Source organism: Atribacteraceae bacterium (assembly GCA_035477455.1).
GTDB lineage: Bacteria > Atribacterota > Atribacteria > Atribacterales > Atribacteraceae > DATIKP01.
On sequence record DATIKP010000024.1, the window covers coordinates 1 to 17437 of the forward strand.

Sequence of the window (17437 nt, forward strand, 5' to 3'; positions counted from 1 at the left end):
AATTGAGCCGGCGCCGAGTAGGCCACATACCTCTTCTGCTTGCGCTGCAATGACCATCAATATAACCAGGCAATACCGGACATCGAGTGTGGCACCTTAAACCGGTCATCAAATTTCCGCATGATCGTCTTCATCTTCCGAAGTGGCGCCAAGGACATCATTGATGACACTGCTGGCCCGCTCCGCCTGGTCTTCGGGAACCAGAATTTCGAGCGGGCCTGCATCTCCAAAAAATGCCTCTCCACCATAAGGCTCTGTCGACGGTCTAAGGAGGACCAAAACTCCCTCGGCCTCAAGGTGCCCCTTGATCAGTTCCGCTTCCATCCGGTGTGAAACCGTAATGATCGAACGGTATTTCATAAATTCAACCCCCTGTAAAATTCCATCGAAGAAAGGGCATTCCCTCTCAGGTTCATCTTATTATACCTTTGATTTTGCTGCAAAAACTCATTTCAGCGAGGCCCCGTTGCCATCAGCCCCACCTCATCTGGCATTTTCTGGCACGCATCAGACCACGTCCGGTTACAGTGCTGCTAAAAAGCCATCCTTGGCCTTTTTACTTCGAAAATGCGGTGATTTCGGCGGCTGATCTAGGCAGCTCAGGCCCGGGCTTCCTTCGTTGTTTTGCAGCAAAATTACTTATTACAGTGGAATCACCTTTTCATTTTTCATTAAACAGTAATGGACATCCTTGGAAAAGGTTCACAACACACCAACAATCTGTTGCCGAAAACCCTGCAAACCGGGTATGATTAATCATCGTTTATGGTTGGCCAGGAAGCATCACGGCCTCGGAAAAGGAGTTGATCCAAATGAATGAACAGGTCGGGGAGATTTTTCAGGAAAAGACCAAATACTCACGAACTTCAACGCGGCCGGCTATGCGTGCTCTTTCTTCTCCTCCCGGAACTTACAAGGTCTATCCTTCCCACCCGGTGGTCGAACTGCCCCCTCCCGGTTCTCCCGCTCAGAACTCCCTTGACACGGTTCTCAGAAAACGGATGAGCGTACGGGAATATCTTGACCGGCCCCTGTTCCTGGCCCAGGTGTCTTATCTGCTCTGGGCGACGAACGGACTGCTGCGCCAGTCGGGAGGGCATGGATTCCGTACCGTTCCTTCTGCCGGGGCGCTCTATCCCCTCGAGACCTATCTCGTCGCCAACCGGGTGGCCGATCTTCCCTCAGGAGTGTACCATTACTCGGTTCGGGAACACCGTTTGTCGGAAATTCGAAGGGGTGACTTCCGCCAGGCCCTCTCAAACGCGGGCCTGGGCCAGGAAATGCTCCGGCAAGCGGGAGCCGTTTTTATCTGGACGGCGGTCTTTGGACGGTCCCGCTGGAAATACGGGGAACGGGCCTACCGGTATGTGTATCTCGACGCCGGGCACAGCGCGCAGAACCTGGCCTTAGCCGCCTGCGCCCTCGACCTGGGAACCTGCCAGATAGGGGCGCTGTTCGACAGTGAGGTAAACGATCTGGTCGGGGTCGATGGACACGAGGAAAGCGTCCTGTATATGAGCACAGTCGGCTATCCGACGCACTGAGCAGGATCGCCGCATCCATGCCTGCTCGCGTTGACACATATATCCACTACTATGCGGTTTCGTGACCTGATCTGGGACTTCGATGGAACCCTCTTCGACACTTATCCGGCAATGAGCCGGGCGCTTCGCTATGCCTTGCAGCAATTGGGTCATGACTGCCCGCAGGAGGAGATAGCCAATCACCTGAAAATCACTCTCCAGCACGCGATCGAGAGCTACGCGAAGCGTTTGGCCATCCGGGCGGAAATCCTGCGCGACGCTTATGATAGACTCAAGAATCCACTCCAAATGGCACTGGCACAACCCTTCCCCGGAGCTGGAAAAATCTGTGCGGCAGTCGCCGGGGCGGGAGGGAGAAATTTCATTCTGACTCACAAGGAAAAAGCTCTCACCCAAATCCTTTTGGAAAATCACCGGATGGTGGGCCTGTTTACCGCTCTCGTATCCGGTGATGACGGGTTCCCCCGCAAGCCTTCACCGGAAGGGTTTCTCCATCTTGTCGCGCGATATGGCCTCACCCCCCGGACCACCCTGACCGTAGGCGACCGGGCAATCGATATCCAGGCGGCCCGGGCCGCCGGCCTGCCCACCTGTTATATCGGTACCATCGCGCCAGAAGACCTCCGGGTTGACTTCAGCGTGACAAACCTCACCGAACTGGCGGCGCTGCTCTTTTAATTGTATCCGATGCCGCCCAACACGTCTTCCCGGAAAAGTCCGTCCTGGTGGAAGAGTTCGCCGTCGGCGTATATCCTTCCACCGTCTCTCATGTCACAGAGCATGTCCCAATGGAGCGAGGAGCGGTTTTTCCCACCCGCCTCTATCATCGAGTCACCAACCGCCATATGGACCGTACCCCCGATTTTTTCGTCAAAAAGCATGTTTCGGGTGAAACGGGTGATGTTCTCGTTCGTCCCGATGGCAACTTCCCCGAAGAGCGCTGAACCGGCATCGGTCCCGAGGAGCGAGCGGAGGAGTTCCTCACCCTTTACCGCACCGGCCCGAACGATTTTCCCCTGCTTTACCTCGAGTTCAATCCCCTCGATTTCCCGTCCCTGAAAAATCCCGGGGAAATTGAACCGTATCATCCCCTCCACCCGGTCTTCCACCGGTGAGGTGAAAATTTCTCCATCGGGGAAATTGACCTTTCCACAGCAATTGATCCACCTCCGTCCCCCGATGCCCACCCGGATATCGGTCCCCGCACTCACGATATGCAGTTCGCTCTTCCTGTTGAGATATCTGACCCAGCGTTCCTGCTTCGCCGCCAGGTCTTTCCAGGCCGCCACCGGGTCAGGCTGGTCGAGCATCCCGGCAGTATAGACGAAGTCCTGGTATTCCTCAAGGCTCATCCCTGCTTCCTGCCCATCGGCATGGGTCGGGTACTGCGTTCCGCACCAGCGGATCCTCCCATTCCCCATCCGTTCGGAAAACATGCGCCGGGTTTCCGCATCGGCGCGCAGGGCTCGTCGGATCCGATCCGGTTCCAGATGCATCCGGGCCCGGGTATTCCATCCTCCCCAGGCGGACAGAAACACATCGGCATGCTCAATGACAGTGGAAAAAATCAGGTTCTTCTGATCCAACGCCTCTTCTGAAGCCTCCCGCAAGCGAGCCCGGAACACCGCCTCAAGAGAAACCACGGTCTCCACCACCGCACCGGCCCGGATCGCTCGCATCGCCACTTCCTCGATATACGGAATCGCCGCGTCCTCGGACATGATAAAGACCCGTTCTCCGGGCTTAACTTCCGTCGAGTAGGTCACCAGCACTTCGGCCAGTTTTCCCAAACGGGAATCACTCATTTCTTCCCCCCCCTTTTTTTTTAAAAAGTACATGATCGGTGAACAGTGAACCGTGATCGGTGGAATCGCAACTTCTCCGGGTGGTCAGGTCAGCGATATTTCATGTTCCGATGCCGGTAGCGGGCGCAAGGGTGACTCCAAAAGTTTTTCCCTCTCACCGCGGCCTCGCCCTGCTTCAAGCGGTCTATGCGCTGTCTCCGGTCGCCTGTCTTCTCTCATCAACCCACCTCACCACCGTCGAGCCAGGTACTTTACCACGTCACAGTAAAAAATTCGAGCCGGTGAGTTAAATCATGTAAAATATAAAAATAATTTTACTGCAAAAACTCATTTCAGCAAGGCCGCGTTGCCATCAGCCCCGCCTCATCTGGCATTTTCCCGCACGCATCAGACCACGTCCGGTTGCAGTAATGCTGAAAAGGCCGTCCTTGGCCTTTTTACTTCGAAAATGCGGTGATTGCGGCGGCTGATTCAGGCAACTCAGGCCCGGGCTTCCTTCGTTGTTTTGCAGCAAAATTACTTATGGCAGTGGAATCAAAGATCAAATCTCCCTACCTCCTTTTCGAAAGGGAGAGCAAGGGGGACGGTTTTCCGGGGAGAGGGAGTGGGTTGGAGGAAAGGCCTATCCAGGGAACTGTCCTCCCGGTGTCCAATATCGATCTCCCCAGACATAGCGGCTCTTTCCTGGTCGAAAGACCCCCGGTGGGGAGATGCCCGCCGATCGAGCTTGGGTCACCATCGTCCGGGAATCGTCAATCCTCCCCGAAACCGATGACGCCCTCTTTCTCCGGACACTTTTTGCCTTAGTAGCAGGGTCCTGGTCACAGTCTGGTTTGGGGGGCCGATCATGGAGTCCTGCCCGGTCCAGCCGGATGGAAGGTCAAGCCACGGGAATAATTTTCTTCCGTGTTGATTCTTGCTGCTTAAGCAGCGATTTCTCATAACCTGGGAGGTGTCTTACGTGAATCGATTCATGCGACTCGCTTCTGTAGTCTCCATCCTGCTGTTGCTCCTGGTCCTTTTCCTCGCTTACCCAGCGTCCGCGCATCCCCCTTCAACCATTAATCTGGCCTTTGACACGGGAACAAAGATCCTGCTTGTCAACATTCTCCACTCGGTCGGAGATCCGGCTGATCACTACATCGAAGAAGTATATGTTTTTCTCAACGGGGCAACAATTATCGAACAGAAGATGCTCTCGCAATTCAGTGCCGGGGAACAGGTAGTGCAGTACCTGATCATTGACGCGGAACCAGGAGACACCCTGGAGGTCTGGGCGGAGTGTAGCAGGTTTGGCGACCTTGCCTCACGTCTCGTCATCGAATAATTGTCAATATGATCATTTTCCCGTCAGGTAGATCACCCCTTCGTTCTACGGGGGGGACATGATCACTGTCCGACGACAAAATGCAATTCGGTTGTTTGTTTTGTCTTTCCGTTGTACTATAAAATAGAATCAATGCTTTTCGCTCTAATCTTCTTCAGTGCCGAACCAGATTTTTTTTAACGAGAGGACAAATATGGCGTCTGATAGGACCTGCGGTTTTAGTTTCCATCAACTAAACTAGTGCTACTCAGACACATATAGCTTGATTTCTTACGCTTTCCATGCCATCCTGCATTCCCGCTAACACCTAACGAGTCGGTTGTAGGATAGTCCGAAAGTCGTTGAAGCACCTGCATCTTGAGCATTTCCTGCTTGCATGTTCCCTCGTTATGTGATAGACTATACATAACGAGGAGGTGGCTGTGTGGTTGCTATCATTCGGCAAAAGGACACACGCTCCGGAATCACCTACATCTACGAATCCTTCTCCTATTGGGACAAGGAGAAGCAGCAGTCTCGGTCTAGGAGGCGGCTGATTGGCAGGGTAGATGAGAAGACTGGTGAAGTCGTGCCGACAGACGGCAGAGGCCGGAAGGAGCAAGCTGTTGCCGCTGCCAAGAGGGGGCCAGTGCCTGCAGAGAAAGTAACCCGGTCTTTCTACGGTGCCACTTATCTCTTGGATGCCATTGGCGAAAAACTGGGCATCACCGAGGACTTAAAACTGTGTTTCCCACAAACTTATCGGCAGATGCTGTCCATCATCTATTACTTGGTCTTGGAAGACCATAATCCGCTATACCGGTTTGAAAAATGGGGACATTTACACCACCACCCCTATGGTAAAACCATTACTTCGCAGCGAAGCAGCGGCCTGTTTGCCTCTATTACCGAGGAGATAAAACACCAGTTCTTCCGACTTCAAGGCAGGCGCCGTAGCGAGAAAGAGTATTGGGCTTACGACATCACTTCGTTCTCCAGCTACTCGGGAGCCTTACGCCAAGTTCAATACGGCAACAACAAGGAAGGCGACTCGCTCCCCCAGTTCAATTTGGCGCTAGTGTTCGGCGAGACCTCTAACCTCCCGTTTTACTACCGGAAGCTAGCGGGGAACATCCCCGACACTAAAACTGTCAAACATCTTTTGGCCGATCTAGAGACGCTCGGGTTTACGAAAGTTAAGCTGGTGATGGACCGAGGCTTCTATAGCGAAGAGAATCTCAATGCCCTTTTCAAGGAGCATATTAAATTTCTCATCGCCAGCAAGATGTCCGGGGCTTGGATCCGCAGGGAACTAGAGAGCATCTATGAAAATTTCCGTAGCTTTGAAGTCTACAACGATACATACCAGCTCTACTGTCGGACTATCCAGACTAAGTGGCATTACACCCAAAAACGGCCGTATAAAGGGGACGCCATATCGGAATCCCGCCGTGTCTACTTGCATTACTACTACAACATCGACAAAGCGGCGGAAAAGGAAAAGGCTTTTGATCGACAGCTGATGGAATTGCGCCACGAACTGGAGTCAGAGAGACGAATTCCCGAGCACGAGAACCAGTACAGGAAATACTTCGAGGTGCAGACAACCCCAATACGCGGCACCAAAGTTATCATCAAAGAAGAAGCTGTACGACAAGCCAAACGCTACTTCGGCTATTTCGTGCTCATCACCAATGAAACCATGAATGCTGTCACTGCGCTGGAACTCTATCGCAACAAGGACTTAGTAGAGAAGGCCTTTGGCAATCTCAAGGAACGACTGAACCTGCGGCGCACGCTGGTCTCTTCAGAACAAAGCCTCGACGGAAAACTCTTTGTTGAATTTGTGGCCTTGATTTACCTCTCCTATATCAAAAAACGGATGCAAGACACAGGTCTATTTAAGCAATACGCTCTCCAAGGGGCCTTGGACAAACTCGACATCATCGAATGCTTTACCGCACCGGGGCAAGCCCTACGGGTCGGAGAGCTTCTTGAGAAGCAGAAGGACATCTATGTTGCCCTCGGCGTAGAGCCGCCAACCTCGTTATGAGTCGGCGGGAATGCAGGATTTAAAGCGCGCGGTCATCGGCTGGGTAAATTATTTCGGACTGGCGGACATGAAAGGCCTGGTCCGCAAGCTGGACGAGTGGATGCGGCGCAGAGTACGCATGTGCATCTGGAAGCAATGGTGCAAAATCAGAACCAGACATGACCACCTGGTTAAACTAGGGATGGACAACAACAAAGCATGGGAATTTGCCAATACAAGGAAAGGCTACTGGAGAATCTCCCATAGCCCTATCCTGAGTATTACCTTGACTAATGAGCATTTAATGAAACTGGGACTGGTGGATCTGACCCAAAGATACTCGAAATACGTTAATTCTGGCGAACCGCCGTATGCCAGACCGGCTTGTACGGTGGTATAGGAGGGTCGGCGGCTATAAGCCGCCCCCTATCCTAATCCATCGTCTTTCATTACCCTGAGAAACCGGGTCACCATTATTTTCAGAGATGAATCACCTGTCCGGTTTCGTAAGACTCGACTGCCGCATAACAGACCTTCATGCTGTTTACCGCATCCTCCAGGTGTTCAGTCAGGTCGATGTCTTCGGTGATGACCCGGTAAAGGTATTCCTGTTCACGCCGACATAGTTCATCGTGGCTTGGTTCATCCTCAACCTTGATGAAGCGGTCTTCCTTCACCCGGTTACCCTGGACATCGGTCTCGCTGGAATGGATAACGATGGTGTTCACCTCGGTATGCTTGGACAGATCTGAAGGATCGATGTTCCAGGTTTCCTTTTCGATGCTGACTGATCCCTTAGGACCATAGACATCCTTCACAAAAAAAGCAGACCGACTGATCATCGGTCCCCAGCCCACTTCGTACCAACCTACTGAATCGTCATCGAAAACAATCTGGAGTGCCCCGTAGTTGTGGGTTCCGGCCGGAATCTCTTCGGTCAAGCGGGCCGCAATCCCATGGACTCGTGTCGGTTTAGCCCTGGTCATCTGGCACATGACGTCGATATAATGCACTCCGCAATCGACCAGAGGGGGCATCCGGCGGATGAATTCCTTGTGTACGTTCCATTCAGGCCCAAAGCTCTGCTGGTTGAGGTTCATGCGCATGACCAGGGGTTTTCCGATCTGCCGGACCGAATCGATAAACTGGATCCAAGCTGGATGATGGCGTAAAATATACCCGATGACCACTTTGCGGTTGGTCTTTCGGGCAGCCTCAACCACCCGTTCCGCATCCTGGACCGTCTGAGCCATCGGTTTTTCCATGAATATGTGGCATCCCCGGCTCATCGCCTCGATGGAATAATCCGCATGGGTATCCGCATAGGTATTAATTGACACCACGTCAGGTCGGGTTACATCCAGGGATTCATAATAATCGGTGAACACGGGGATGGATAAATTCAGACGGGAAGCCAATTCCCGGGCACGATCGATCCGCTTGGCCACCACAAACCCGACAATCTCGAAACCAGGAAGGTCTCTATAAGCCAGGGCGTGCGATGCTCCCATTCCTCCGGTTCCAACCACTAACGTTTTCAAAGCCACTTTAACTTACCTCCCTCTCAATGCAGTGAATAGCGAGATGGGTGTCAATCTCACCCCACCCTCTCTTAGTACCGGGAGAGGGTGTTTTCGTTCATATATACTGTCGTGAATGATCAGGCCGAACCTTGCATTGCCTCAGTTCCCATCTTTCTCTTGAGATCACCGTTTCCGTAACTGCCGGGCCATATCCAGGGGCAAGTCGTTCACCAGCACTGCGTTGGGATTGACAAACCGGTTTTCTTCGATAACCAAGCCGGCCCAGGCACCTTCCCTGACCGCTGCATGGAGATTCCTGGGTTTCTTGGAATCGCCTGCATTGACGAAGGGTACCGACTGAGCCCGGAGTTGATCAAGCAATTCCGTATTCGGTCTGACCCAGCAGGTCACAATATGGTCATAGGGTACTATTTCTTGTTCCTGACCACGTAATAGGATCACTTCATGTACACCGATTTGGACGATGGCCGCTTGGGTAAGGACGGTAACCGGGTATTTGAACGGCTTCGAATTGAGCGCCTCCGCATCCCGCTGCTGAAACCATTTCCGCAGGACGTACATATGGATTACTTCGATATTGGATCCAAATTGTCTATGCGGGGTGATGATCGTGATCTCTTTTCCCAGCGAAGCCAGGTAGGCCGCGGTATCTGCCGCCGGATAGTGATCACCCCAAACAATCACCTTGTTCCCATCGAGCTTGACCGGCTTTCTGCCGTCTTGGGGGTGATGCTCGCAGCTCGCCTTGGGACACACCAGTACCCGCTCGAAAGGGATGACCCTTTCCGACTCTCCCAGCACCTTCGGTACAAAGGAACTGGCTCCGGTGGCATTGACCACCACGTCAAAGGAAAAGAGATCGTTCGCTGCCGGTACCGTATTCAACCTGACATCAACTCCGAGGTCATTGATCTCCTGCCTGATCCAGTCAGCATACCATTTCATTTTGGCTTTCCCCGGAACCAGGCAGCACCCCAGGATGGCTCCACCCAACTCGTTGGTCTTTTCAAATACGGTGACCCGATGCCCCCGTTCAGCAGCGTGTCTGGCCGCCTCCATTCCAGCCGGACCACCTCCCACCACCGCAATGTCAAGTTTTTCTGCAACCGGTTGCCTGATCTCCAGGTCTTGGTTACCACAGGCCGGGTTGATGGCACAGGCGATTTCTTTTTTGGCCATCAGGGACTCCTGCCAGCAACCGGTCAAGCACGAGATGCAACGCCGGATGGCCCGGGTATTCCCATGCTTGGCCTTGATTGGCCAGTAGGGGTCTGCCAGGAGTTGCCGGGAAAGACCCACCATGTCTGTCTTTCCCTCTTTCAAAATCGCTTCGCAATACTCAGGGTTCCGCAGGGTATGGCTGTTGATCACCGGGATCCCGACCTTCTTCTTGATGGCTTCCGAGGCATAGATAGTCCAACCTTCAGGATAATACATGGGATCAAAACCGGCCCCTGGACTTTCCTGGATACACTGGCTCAGGTCGAGAGCCGCCACTCCAGCCTCCTCAAACACCTCGGCGACCTTCACCGATTCTTCGAGTTCTCGGCCTCCCGGAACCCACTCGTCAACCGAATACCGGATCAACACCGGGAAGTCCCGTCCACATTTCCGGTGGATCGCATCGACAATAGCCAGGGGAAATCGCATCCGGTTGTCAAAACTCCCGCCGAACCGGTCCCCCCGCCGATTGAGGTAGGGACTCATGAATTCCGACAGAAGGTATCCATGCGCTGCATGGAGTTCCACTGCATCAAATCCCGCTTGTTTTATCCGCCAAGCCGCTTCGGCGAACGGGTCCACCAATTCCAGGACTTCATCGGTAGTCAGTACTCTGATGGTCTTTTTGAGGAGCCCCTCTTCTTCGCTGGCATACGCAATGGGCCTGCTCTGCGACCAGGGCAGGTTCAAGACCATATCGGTTGAGGCAAATTTCCCCTCACGGGGAAGTGAGGCCTGCCGGCCGGGATGCTGCAGCTGAACAGCGCACTTGGCACCGTATCGATGCATCGTTTCGGCCAACCTGGCTAAACCCGGGATGTATGAATCATCATCCGCCACCAGGCAGGCCACCGTGGAACGGCCGGTCATCCCCTGAGGAGATGTGGCACCTACGATAATCAAACCCGTCCCACCCTTGGCGATGGTGGCGTGGTGATAGATATCTCTACTGCTGACCGATCCGTCCACATGAGATGAACTGATATCGGTCGGTACATGACATACCCGGTTGGGTACCTCAACGGGTCCGATCATGATGGGTTCGAATAAATGGGTAAAATCAGACACGGTATTGACCTCCTCAATCGTCTATTCCATGAGATCCCCAGTCTCTCCCCTGGGAGGCCGGAGGATCGCGAAATGGTTCTGTCACGTTCTGCCGTGAACCACCCGCCCCTGGACGATGGTGAAGTGGACATCAAAATGCTGGTCGATCACGGCCAAGTCAGCATCTTTTCCTACGGCAATACTCCCGGTCAAACGGTCGATCCCCAGGGCACGGGCCGGATTGAGAGTTCCCCACATCAACGCTTCTTCCAGTGTGATTTCCGCGTATTCCCGTACCCTTTGAACGGCCCGGTTCATGGTCACCGCACTTCCGGTCAAGTTGCCATCGATCGCTGGATCATCATTGACCATACGGATAACCCCTTCAGAGACCCGGACTCGCCAGCCATCACTGGAGGTAAAGACCGTCCCCTCCGGCTTACCTGTCCCTACCAGGGAATCGGTCACCACGATTTTCTTTTCCCTGGGCTTGACCTTATTGACGAATCTGAAAAAGGGACGGGGAACATGGATAGGACACCCGATCAATTCGACACTCACCTGGTCATACAGTAAAGCCGCTGTTTCCATCCCCGGAAGCATCACCAAGGCTTCTTCGGGATTTTCCTTGAATCCAAGCGTGGCATCGAACAGATGGGTGACATGCCTGGCCCCGGCCAAGATTACTTGCTCCGTCTGTTCGAAACTGGCTTCCGTATGACCGACGACCGGCAGGATCCTCCGCCGGGCCAATTCCTCTGTCAACCAGAGGGCATTGGGTAGTTCCGGCGCGTAGGTGAGAGTCACGATGAGATCCCCGGCCTCGTCCAATAACAACCTGATCTCATCCGGATCCGGTACCCGTAGATATTCCAATGGATGTCCCCCCCGGCAGCGTGGAGCCAGCCAAGGACCCTCCACATGAACTCCATGGAGCAATGCACCTGTCCCTGCTTTTTCTTTTACCCGGCGTAATCGCTGTAATTGGCCGGTGATGACCTTGAGGGGGTTCGATATGGTGGAAGCAACCACCTTGGTCACCCCGAATACCGCGTAACGCTGGAGTGACCACAGGCACTCTTCTTCATCACTCTCCATGAAACTCACGGTATCTATTCCATGGGTGTGCATATCGATCAAGCCGGGGATGATATCGAGGCCGGACACATCGATTGTTTCATCAGCCCGGATCGATCTCCAGTCCTCGCCAATTGAAGCGATTCGGTTCCCGCATGTCGCAACATAACCCCGAGGAAGGGTCCTGGTCTCGGCCACCACCCTTCCCCCCATGAGCAAAAGATCGTATTCCATGCTGTAACGATCGGTCTAATTCACTTCTGGGACCAGGGGACCAGCCAGCGGTTCGACAAAGAACAGCTTTCCCGGCAACCCGGGCATCACCGAGGAAGGAATCCACATATCAGGCCCATATTTGAGCGTCACCCACAGTGCCTGGGCCTGGTACATCATGTTCCGGCAGGGAAGATACCCATCCACCCCGCCGATGGTATAATCGGCCTTCAAAAAGATACCCGGCCCGATCGTATTAGCCCTGGCTGGAACCAGTGTGATGCGGCTCCTGAAACTGGTGATGGAATTCTGTATGACAGTCAAGGGATGAAGACGGGCTGCTTGACGGTGGGTAGCTGCCGACCATTCTTCCATCGTGGTGTAATCTTCAGCGAAATGTGGTTCCCAAAAGGCGATGTGAAATACCCAGCCGATCCCGTAAATCACTACGAATTTCGCTCCCTTGGCCCTGAGTTCCCCAATCCGGTCCGCATAGGTTGGTAGCTCTTCACGGGTAGCGAAATGACGTTGCGGTACGGGTACGGTCAATTCTCCCAATGGACCGTACAAGGCAGACTCCATGGCATTTCGAAAGGACCCAGGATCATCAGGCGGCAGCGTGTTCCCCTCCGCGTCACTCCACTCATCCATGTTAAACCCATGAACATGTTTACCGTCCACCTTCCAACGCTTGAGAAACTCCGCCGTCCAGCGGTACATCCCCATGGGACCCACCGAGAAAACCAACGCGAGTTCCCGTCCTTCGTCTTTGGTCTCCTTGATTTGACAGGCAATTTCATGACCCATCATCACGTTGAAGTCATCCAAGGTCGGACAACTCACCGGCTGAAAATCCTGATGCCACCAGTTCTCTCTGGTATATACTTCTTGCGGGTCCCGGCTGCAGCACCAATCGATCCGCTCCAGGTCCCATTGTTCAGGGAAAAACCCTTCAAATTTCGAACCCTTGATCGTATTCAATAACGTTCGTTTTTCCATTGCAACCTCCTCTGTAAAAGCAATGAGTCGGGAGTCGTGAGAAGGGTCAAAACCAGAAACCCTACATCTACACCCTCGACCGCCTTTTCATACTTGGTGCCCTGATGACCGAGGGGTTCTCCGAAAGCCACGATCCGTGAACGGTGTTGGGCAGCAACCTGCCCGTCCAATCTTTACCCAACCTCTTGTTAATCTTTTTCCAGCCTTGAACCGTGAACTTCGGATTATGACCCTTGAATCGTTCATAGGTCAAGACTGCCGCTCCGAGAGTTGACTGAGCGATACCGCAATGATGATGATCAAGCCGATAACCAAACCCCGGATGTGAGGGTTGACGTTCATGATGATCAGCGCATTGCCGATCAATCCAATCAGCACCACCCCGAGGAATATGTTCAAAGCACCTCCTTTTCCACCGGTCAGGGCCACTCCGCCGACGATAACCGAGGCCAGGGCATCCAAAGCATAGTCATCACCAGTCGTGGCCAGGGCCGTCCCCACCCGGGAGATGAGGATGATGGCGGCCAGGGCGTTTAACAAGCCCATCATGATATAACCCTTGATGATGATCCGGTCGGTATTGATCCCCGACACAAAGGCTGCCTTGCGGTTGCTGCCGATGGCATACAAAAACCGACCATACCGGAAATATTTCAAAATGATGTGGGCGATGACCACTATCCCTAAAAAAAAGAGGATGGAAATTGGCAAGTAATGGAAAATCCGTCCTCTCCCCAGTAATTCAAAACGTCCGAACAGCATATAGGAAGCACCGCCGGTGACCAAGAGTGCCAAGCTGGAATAGGCCGACATGAAGCCCAGAGAAATGATAAATGAAGAAGCCCTTGATTTGACCACCGTGATACCGTTGGCCAGGCCTATTGCCAACCCCACCCCACAGGTCAGTGCGATCGCGACCGGGTAGGTGAGGGCTTGGCGCCACGGTTCCACATTACCTTCGGGCAATGCCATCATCCTTTGAATCGCCATGGCAAAGATGGCACCCATCAGCGAAACCTGGGATCCGACCGAAATGTCGACGTGCCCCGAGACCAATAGCATTCCCACTCCGCTGGCCACAATGCCTAATACGGCTATTTGCTGAAAGATATTAATGATGTTCCGGGGATGGACAAAGCGGTGATTGACTACGGTGGCGATGACCACGATGACCAGGATCAGAAAAATGAGAACATAGGATTGACCGGCTGAGCCTTTCCCCGTGAAGAATGAACCGACACTCTTCATCCCGGCACCTCCATTTCTTCGTACACACCCATCGCATAGTGTAGAATATTCTCTTCGGTCATTTCGTCTCCTTCCAGGATAACGATCAGTTCACCGTTACGCATCACCCCAACCCGGTCGCACACCGCCATCAGCTCGGGATTGTCCGATGAAATCATCACGATACTTTTCCCCTGTCCGGCCAATTGTTCGATCATCCGGTAGATTTCCACCTTGGCTCCCACGTCCACCCCCACCGTCGGCTCATCAATGATCAAGACCTCTGAATCGGCCAGCAGCCACTTGGCAATAACCACCTTTTGCTGGTTCCCACCACTGAGATTGACGACCAACTGATCGATGGAAGGGGTCTTAATATTCATCTGCTTGGATAAGGCATCGACCTCACGGCGTTCCCAGGGGAGAGTCAGGAGAAACTGATGTACCTTGGCCAGCGAAACCAGGCTGACGTTTTCCACGATCGGGCGGCTTAACAATAATCCGTCACCTTTACGGTCTTCGGTAAGATACCCAATACCCTTCCTAATGGCATCAGAGGGATTCTGGAGGGTAATCTCCTTCTCGTGAAAGAAAAGCCGGCCGGCATCCTTCTGGTCTATTCCGAAAAGCAAACGGGCCAACTCGGTTCGCCCGGAACCGACCAAACCGGCCAGTCCAAAGATCTCGCCCTTCCTGACCTGGAAGGACACATTTCGGACCCGTTCCTGCCGGCAATAGTTTTCTACCCTCAACACCTCGATTCCCTTGACTGGAGCTGAGCTTTTGTCCCGTTTGTAGAGTGACGTCTGGGAACTTCCGATCATATTCCTCACCACATCGCGCATCGTCACCTCTTTGACCAGTTGGGTGGCAACCTTCTTCCCATCCTTGAGTACAGTAACCCGGTCACACACTTCGAATATTTCGTAGAGGTTATGAGAGATATAGATGATACTCAATCCTTTGGCTTTATGCCGTTCGATCACCTGGAAAAGTATATTTTTTCCCTGCTCGTCAAGCGAAGCGGTCGGTTCGTCCAGGATCAACAGTTTCAAAGAACGGGAAAACGCCCGGGCGATGCTGACCAATTTTTGCTCCACGAAGGAGAGTTGAGCCACCCGCTTTTCGGGAGGGATTTTCATGCCCAACGACTGCAGCAGCTGTTGCGTACAGCTGATACATTCTCCATACTGCACGAATCCTCCCTTTCTGGTCGGCAGGTCGTACAGAAACATGTTTTCGGCCACCGAAAGCTCCTCCACCAGCAAGTTTTCCTGGTGAACCGTCTGGATTCCCAAATCGATTGACTGCCAGGGATCAAATGAGGAATAGGTGGATCCTTCGTAAACAATCGCCCCACTATCCGGCCGGATCGACCCGGCGATGATCTCGATCAGAGTCGATTTCCCGGCTCCGTTTTGGCCGACCAAGGCGTGAACTTCTCCATAACGAAGATCGAAATCCACCGAATCGAGTGCCCGAACCCCAGGGTAATTCTTGCACAATGCAACGGTGGTGAGGATATTCCCATCATGTGCCATCTGTACCATACCTCCTCTCTCAACCCTCACCCCACCCTCTCCTGGCCTTGAGGGAGGAGAATTGTGATTCCCGGTCTCTCGCTTGGCCGAGGGGGTAGTTCTTCTACCAAAACAACCATCGTTCATCGCCAAACCCATGTGAAGGTGGGAAAAATCCGCCTTCACATGGGTTTGGCACCATCTAACTACGCAGCTCTGGCTTATACTCACCGCTCCTCACAAATTCTTCAACCACCGGGAACCAGCTGGCATCTAGGTACCAGGGAATCAAAATTTCTTCCCAGTTGTCCCGGGTACACCATGCGATCGGAGAGTAGCTCTTTTCCTGGTATGGCTCACCTTTCATGTAATTGATCAAATTCTGGGCGCAAATCATGCCGTGCAGACCGGGGGAAAGGCTCAGGACAAAGTCGAGGTAACCTCTCCTGAGATTTTCGATGTCCATCGGTCCGCCATTGACCGAGACAACGGCCACTTCATCGAGGTCCACGTTTTCTTCCCGCAGTCCCTGGATGATGCCTTCGGTTATTTCCTGGGAAGCTCCGATGGCGACATTGAATTCAAGCCCTGCCTGGACCAGTGTCTTCATAATATCCAGCGAAGGTGCCGTCGCATAATCCCCATATTGCACGTCTGTGGCCAGGGCGATTCCTTCCAGTTCTTGAATGGCCTCCTTGAATCCCTGGATACCCTGCATGACCGGGGGAGTCCCAGCGAAACCCTGGATCATCACCACCGAGAGATCGCCCTCCAAGTCATTGCGCAGGCTGTTCGCTACGGTATTGTAGACATCAAACCAGTCGAAATCAATATCGGCAACCGGTTTCCCTGATCCTTCGGCGATACCACTTTCAGTGATCTGGATCGGAATTCCGGCTTCGTTGGCCAGTCGGCAGGAGTATTCGGCACTGGAGGGGGTTACAGCTGTCAGGTTGATCGCATCCACACCAAGGACTATCAGATTCTGGATGGCGTTCGTTTCCTGGTCTGCCTGGTAGTTGTGGTATTGCCACGTTACCCTAACGTTTTCCTTGTCGGCAATCAGCTCAAATCCTTCACGAAACGCACTGAACCATCCAATTTCATAAGGAATGACGACCCCGATAGTTAAATCTTGGGCCATTGCCCCAACTCCCGGAAGAATGGATAAACCGAACACCATAGCGACCACGAGTAAATAACTCAATTTCCTCATTGTCCTACCTCCTGATTGTCTGGAATTTTCAATAGCAATCTGAATAGTGTTTCTCTCATACCAAATAATCCGCCACTTGAGTGCTTTGTTTGTTTCATGGCGTATCCTCCCTTCGGGGATCGAAGTGATTTCTTGGTGATGCTTGAACTTCACCTGAGGATGCGCCACCTGTTTTCATTTGGCTATACCCAAGCTTTGAGTGTAGCTCTTTCCGACGCTTCAGCTCTATCCTCTGTAAATCCTTGTTGTCGCCAACCACCTCCTTTCCCAAACTCATCCTGCATGCCTGATTATCGTTCAATCATGTCCGGACGAAAGACATCAAAATTTCGAGCTGAATATCCGTTCTATGGTCAACGCTGCGGCACCGACTAGGCCTGAATCTCTGCCAAAGTGGGCTTTTTTCACTTGGACACCTTTCGCGTGAAGCGGCCTGGAGATCTCTTCCACCGCCCGGCAGAGCGTGTGCAATATTGGGTGCGCCAGATGTGAATCGGCCATCATAGTGACCCCGGGGTCGGCATGTTTAATAGCCCCCCCTCCCAATAGAAGTTAGCTAAACCGATTACGCCTCAATTGTCAATCCATCTGTTGTCAACAAATAGAATTATCCGGTTATAGAGCAAATAAACTGTCCAGTCTGCAGTTTTAGATATTAAGCAGCTTTTTTGTTCTTATTGACGACC

At 52.9% G+C, this 17437-nt stretch carries 15 protein-coding genes; 5 read left to right on the forward strand and 10 right to left on the reverse strand.

Going from position 1 to position 17437, the window contains the following annotated elements:
- Positions 1-108 precede the first annotated feature (108 nt).
- A complete protein-coding gene (locus tag VLH40_01175) occupies positions 109-360 on the reverse strand; it encodes a DUF2007 domain-containing protein (GenBank protein ID HSV30620.1) in 252 nt (83 codons plus the stop codon).
- A gap of 452 nt (positions 361-812) precedes the next feature.
- On the opposite strand from VLH40_01175, the gene VLH40_01180 reads away from it, so the two are divergent.
- Together VLH40_01180 and VLH40_01185 are read left to right on the forward strand one after the other, a co-directional pair.
- Positions 813-1544 carry a SagB/ThcOx family dehydrogenase gene (locus VLH40_01180; protein ID HSV30621.1) on the forward strand — a complete coding sequence of 244 codons (732 nt, stop codon included), beginning with the start codon at positions 813-815 and terminating at the stop codon, positions 1542-1544.
- 51 nt (positions 1545-1595) lie between these two features.
- A complete protein-coding gene (locus tag VLH40_01185) occupies positions 1596-2222 on the forward strand; it encodes an HAD-IA family hydrolase (GenBank protein ID HSV30622.1) in 627 nt (208 codons plus the stop codon).
- Here VLH40_01185 and VLH40_01190 read toward each other — a convergent pair.
- A complete protein-coding gene (locus VLH40_01190) occupies positions 2219-3349 on the reverse strand; it encodes an aminopeptidase (GenBank protein HSV30623.1) in 1131 nt (376 codons plus the stop codon). The genes VLH40_01185 and VLH40_01190 overlap by 4 nt on opposite strands.
- A 961-nt stretch (positions 3350-4310) precedes the next feature.
- Here VLH40_01190 and VLH40_01195 point away from each other — a divergent pair.
- From VLH40_01195 to VLH40_01205, 3 genes are all read left to right on the forward strand, one after another.
- On the forward strand, positions 4311-4676 hold the full coding sequence (locus tag VLH40_01195; protein HSV30624.1) for a hypothetical protein: 366 nt from the start codon (positions 4311-4313) through the stop codon (positions 4674-4676).
- Positions 4677-5100: 424 nt separating this feature from the next.
- Positions 5101-6708, forward strand: coding sequence for an IS1634 family transposase (locus VLH40_01200; GenBank protein HSV30625.1), 1608 nt, complete (start codon positions 5101-5103; stop codon positions 6706-6708).
- A 10-nt stretch (positions 6709-6718) separates the two neighbouring features.
- On the forward strand, positions 6719-7087 hold the full coding sequence (locus tag VLH40_01205) for a group II intron maturase-specific domain-containing protein (protein HSV30626.1): 369 nt from the start codon (positions 6719-6721) through the stop codon (positions 7085-7087).
- Positions 7088-7166: 79 nt separating this feature from the next.
- Here VLH40_01205 and VLH40_01210 read toward each other — a convergent pair whose 3' ends face one another.
- The 8 genes from VLH40_01210 to VLH40_01245 form a co-directional block, all read right to left on the reverse strand.
- Positions 7167-8234 carry a Gfo/Idh/MocA family oxidoreductase gene (locus tag VLH40_01210; protein HSV30627.1) on the reverse strand — a complete coding sequence of 356 codons (1068 nt, stop codon included), beginning with the start codon at positions 8232-8234 and terminating at the stop codon, positions 7167-7169.
- Positions 8235-8393: 159 nt separating this feature from the next.
- Positions 8394-10520 carry an FAD-dependent oxidoreductase gene (locus tag VLH40_01215; GenBank protein HSV30628.1) on the reverse strand — a complete coding sequence of 709 codons (2127 nt, stop codon included), beginning with the start codon at positions 10518-10520 and terminating at the stop codon, positions 8394-8396.
- Between the two features lie 81 nt (positions 10521-10601).
- Entirely contained in the window at positions 10602-11774 is a 1173-nt protein-coding gene (locus VLH40_01220) for an amidohydrolase family protein (GenBank protein HSV30629.1), read from the reverse strand.
- A gap of 51 nt (positions 11775-11825) precedes the next feature.
- Positions 11826-12788: a hypothetical protein gene (locus tag VLH40_01225; GenBank protein ID HSV30630.1), complete on the reverse strand. Its 963-nt coding sequence runs from the start codon at positions 12786-12788 to the stop codon at positions 11826-11828.
- Complete coding sequence (locus tag VLH40_01230; GenBank protein HSV30631.1) at positions 12767-12958, reverse strand: hypothetical protein; 192 nt, start codon at positions 12956-12958, stop codon at positions 12767-12769. Before VLH40_01230 ends, VLH40_01225 begins: the two co-directional genes overlap by 22 nt.
- Positions 12959-13037: 79 nt before the next feature.
- On the reverse strand, positions 13038-14036 hold the full coding sequence (locus VLH40_01235) for an ABC transporter permease (protein HSV30632.1): 999 nt from the start codon (positions 14034-14036) through the stop codon (positions 13038-13040).
- Positions 14033-15556: a sugar ABC transporter ATP-binding protein gene (locus VLH40_01240; protein ID HSV30633.1), complete on the reverse strand. Its 1524-nt coding sequence runs from the start codon at positions 15554-15556 to the stop codon at positions 14033-14035. Before VLH40_01240 ends, VLH40_01235 begins: the two co-directional genes overlap by 4 nt.
- 181 nt (positions 15557-15737) lie before the next feature.
- The gene (locus VLH40_01245; GenBank protein HSV30634.1) at positions 15738-16751 is read right to left on the reverse strand and encodes a sugar ABC transporter substrate-binding protein; all 1014 of its coding nucleotides are present in this window, start codon (positions 16749-16751) and stop codon (positions 15738-15740) included.
- Positions 16752-17437: the final 686 nt, after the last annotated feature.

Coding starts and splice junctions, on each gene's coding strand:
- VLH40_01175 (HSV30620.1), bottom strand. CDS start 360: ATGAAATACCGTTCGATCATTACGGTTTCACACCGGATGGAAGCGGAA.
- VLH40_01180 (HSV30621.1), top strand. CDS start 813: ATGAATGAACAGGTCGGGGAGATTTTTCAGGAAAAGACCAAATACTCA.
- VLH40_01185 (HSV30622.1), top strand. CDS start 1,596: ATGCGGTTTCGTGACCTGATCTGGGACTTCGATGGAACCCTCTTCGAC.
- VLH40_01190 (HSV30623.1), bottom strand. CDS start 3,349: ATGAGTGATTCCCGTTTGGGAAAACTGGCCGAAGTGCTGGTGACCTAC.
- VLH40_01205 (HSV30626.1), top strand. CDS start 6,719: ATGCAGGATTTAAAGCGCGCGGTCATCGGCTGGGTAAATTATTTCGGA.
- VLH40_01225 (HSV30630.1), bottom strand. CDS start 12,788: ATGGAAAAACGAACGTTATTGAATACGATCAAGGGTTCGAAATTTGAA.
- VLH40_01235 (HSV30632.1), bottom strand. CDS start 14,036: ATGAAGAGTGTCGGTTCATTCTTCACGGGGAAAGGCTCAGCCGGTCAA.
- VLH40_01240 (HSV30633.1), bottom strand. CDS start 15,556: ATGGCACATGATGGGAATATCCTCACCACCGTTGCATTGTGCAAGAAT.
- VLH40_01245 (HSV30634.1), bottom strand. CDS start 16,751: ATGAGGAAATTGAGTTATTTACTCGTGGTCGCTATGGTGTTCGGTTTA.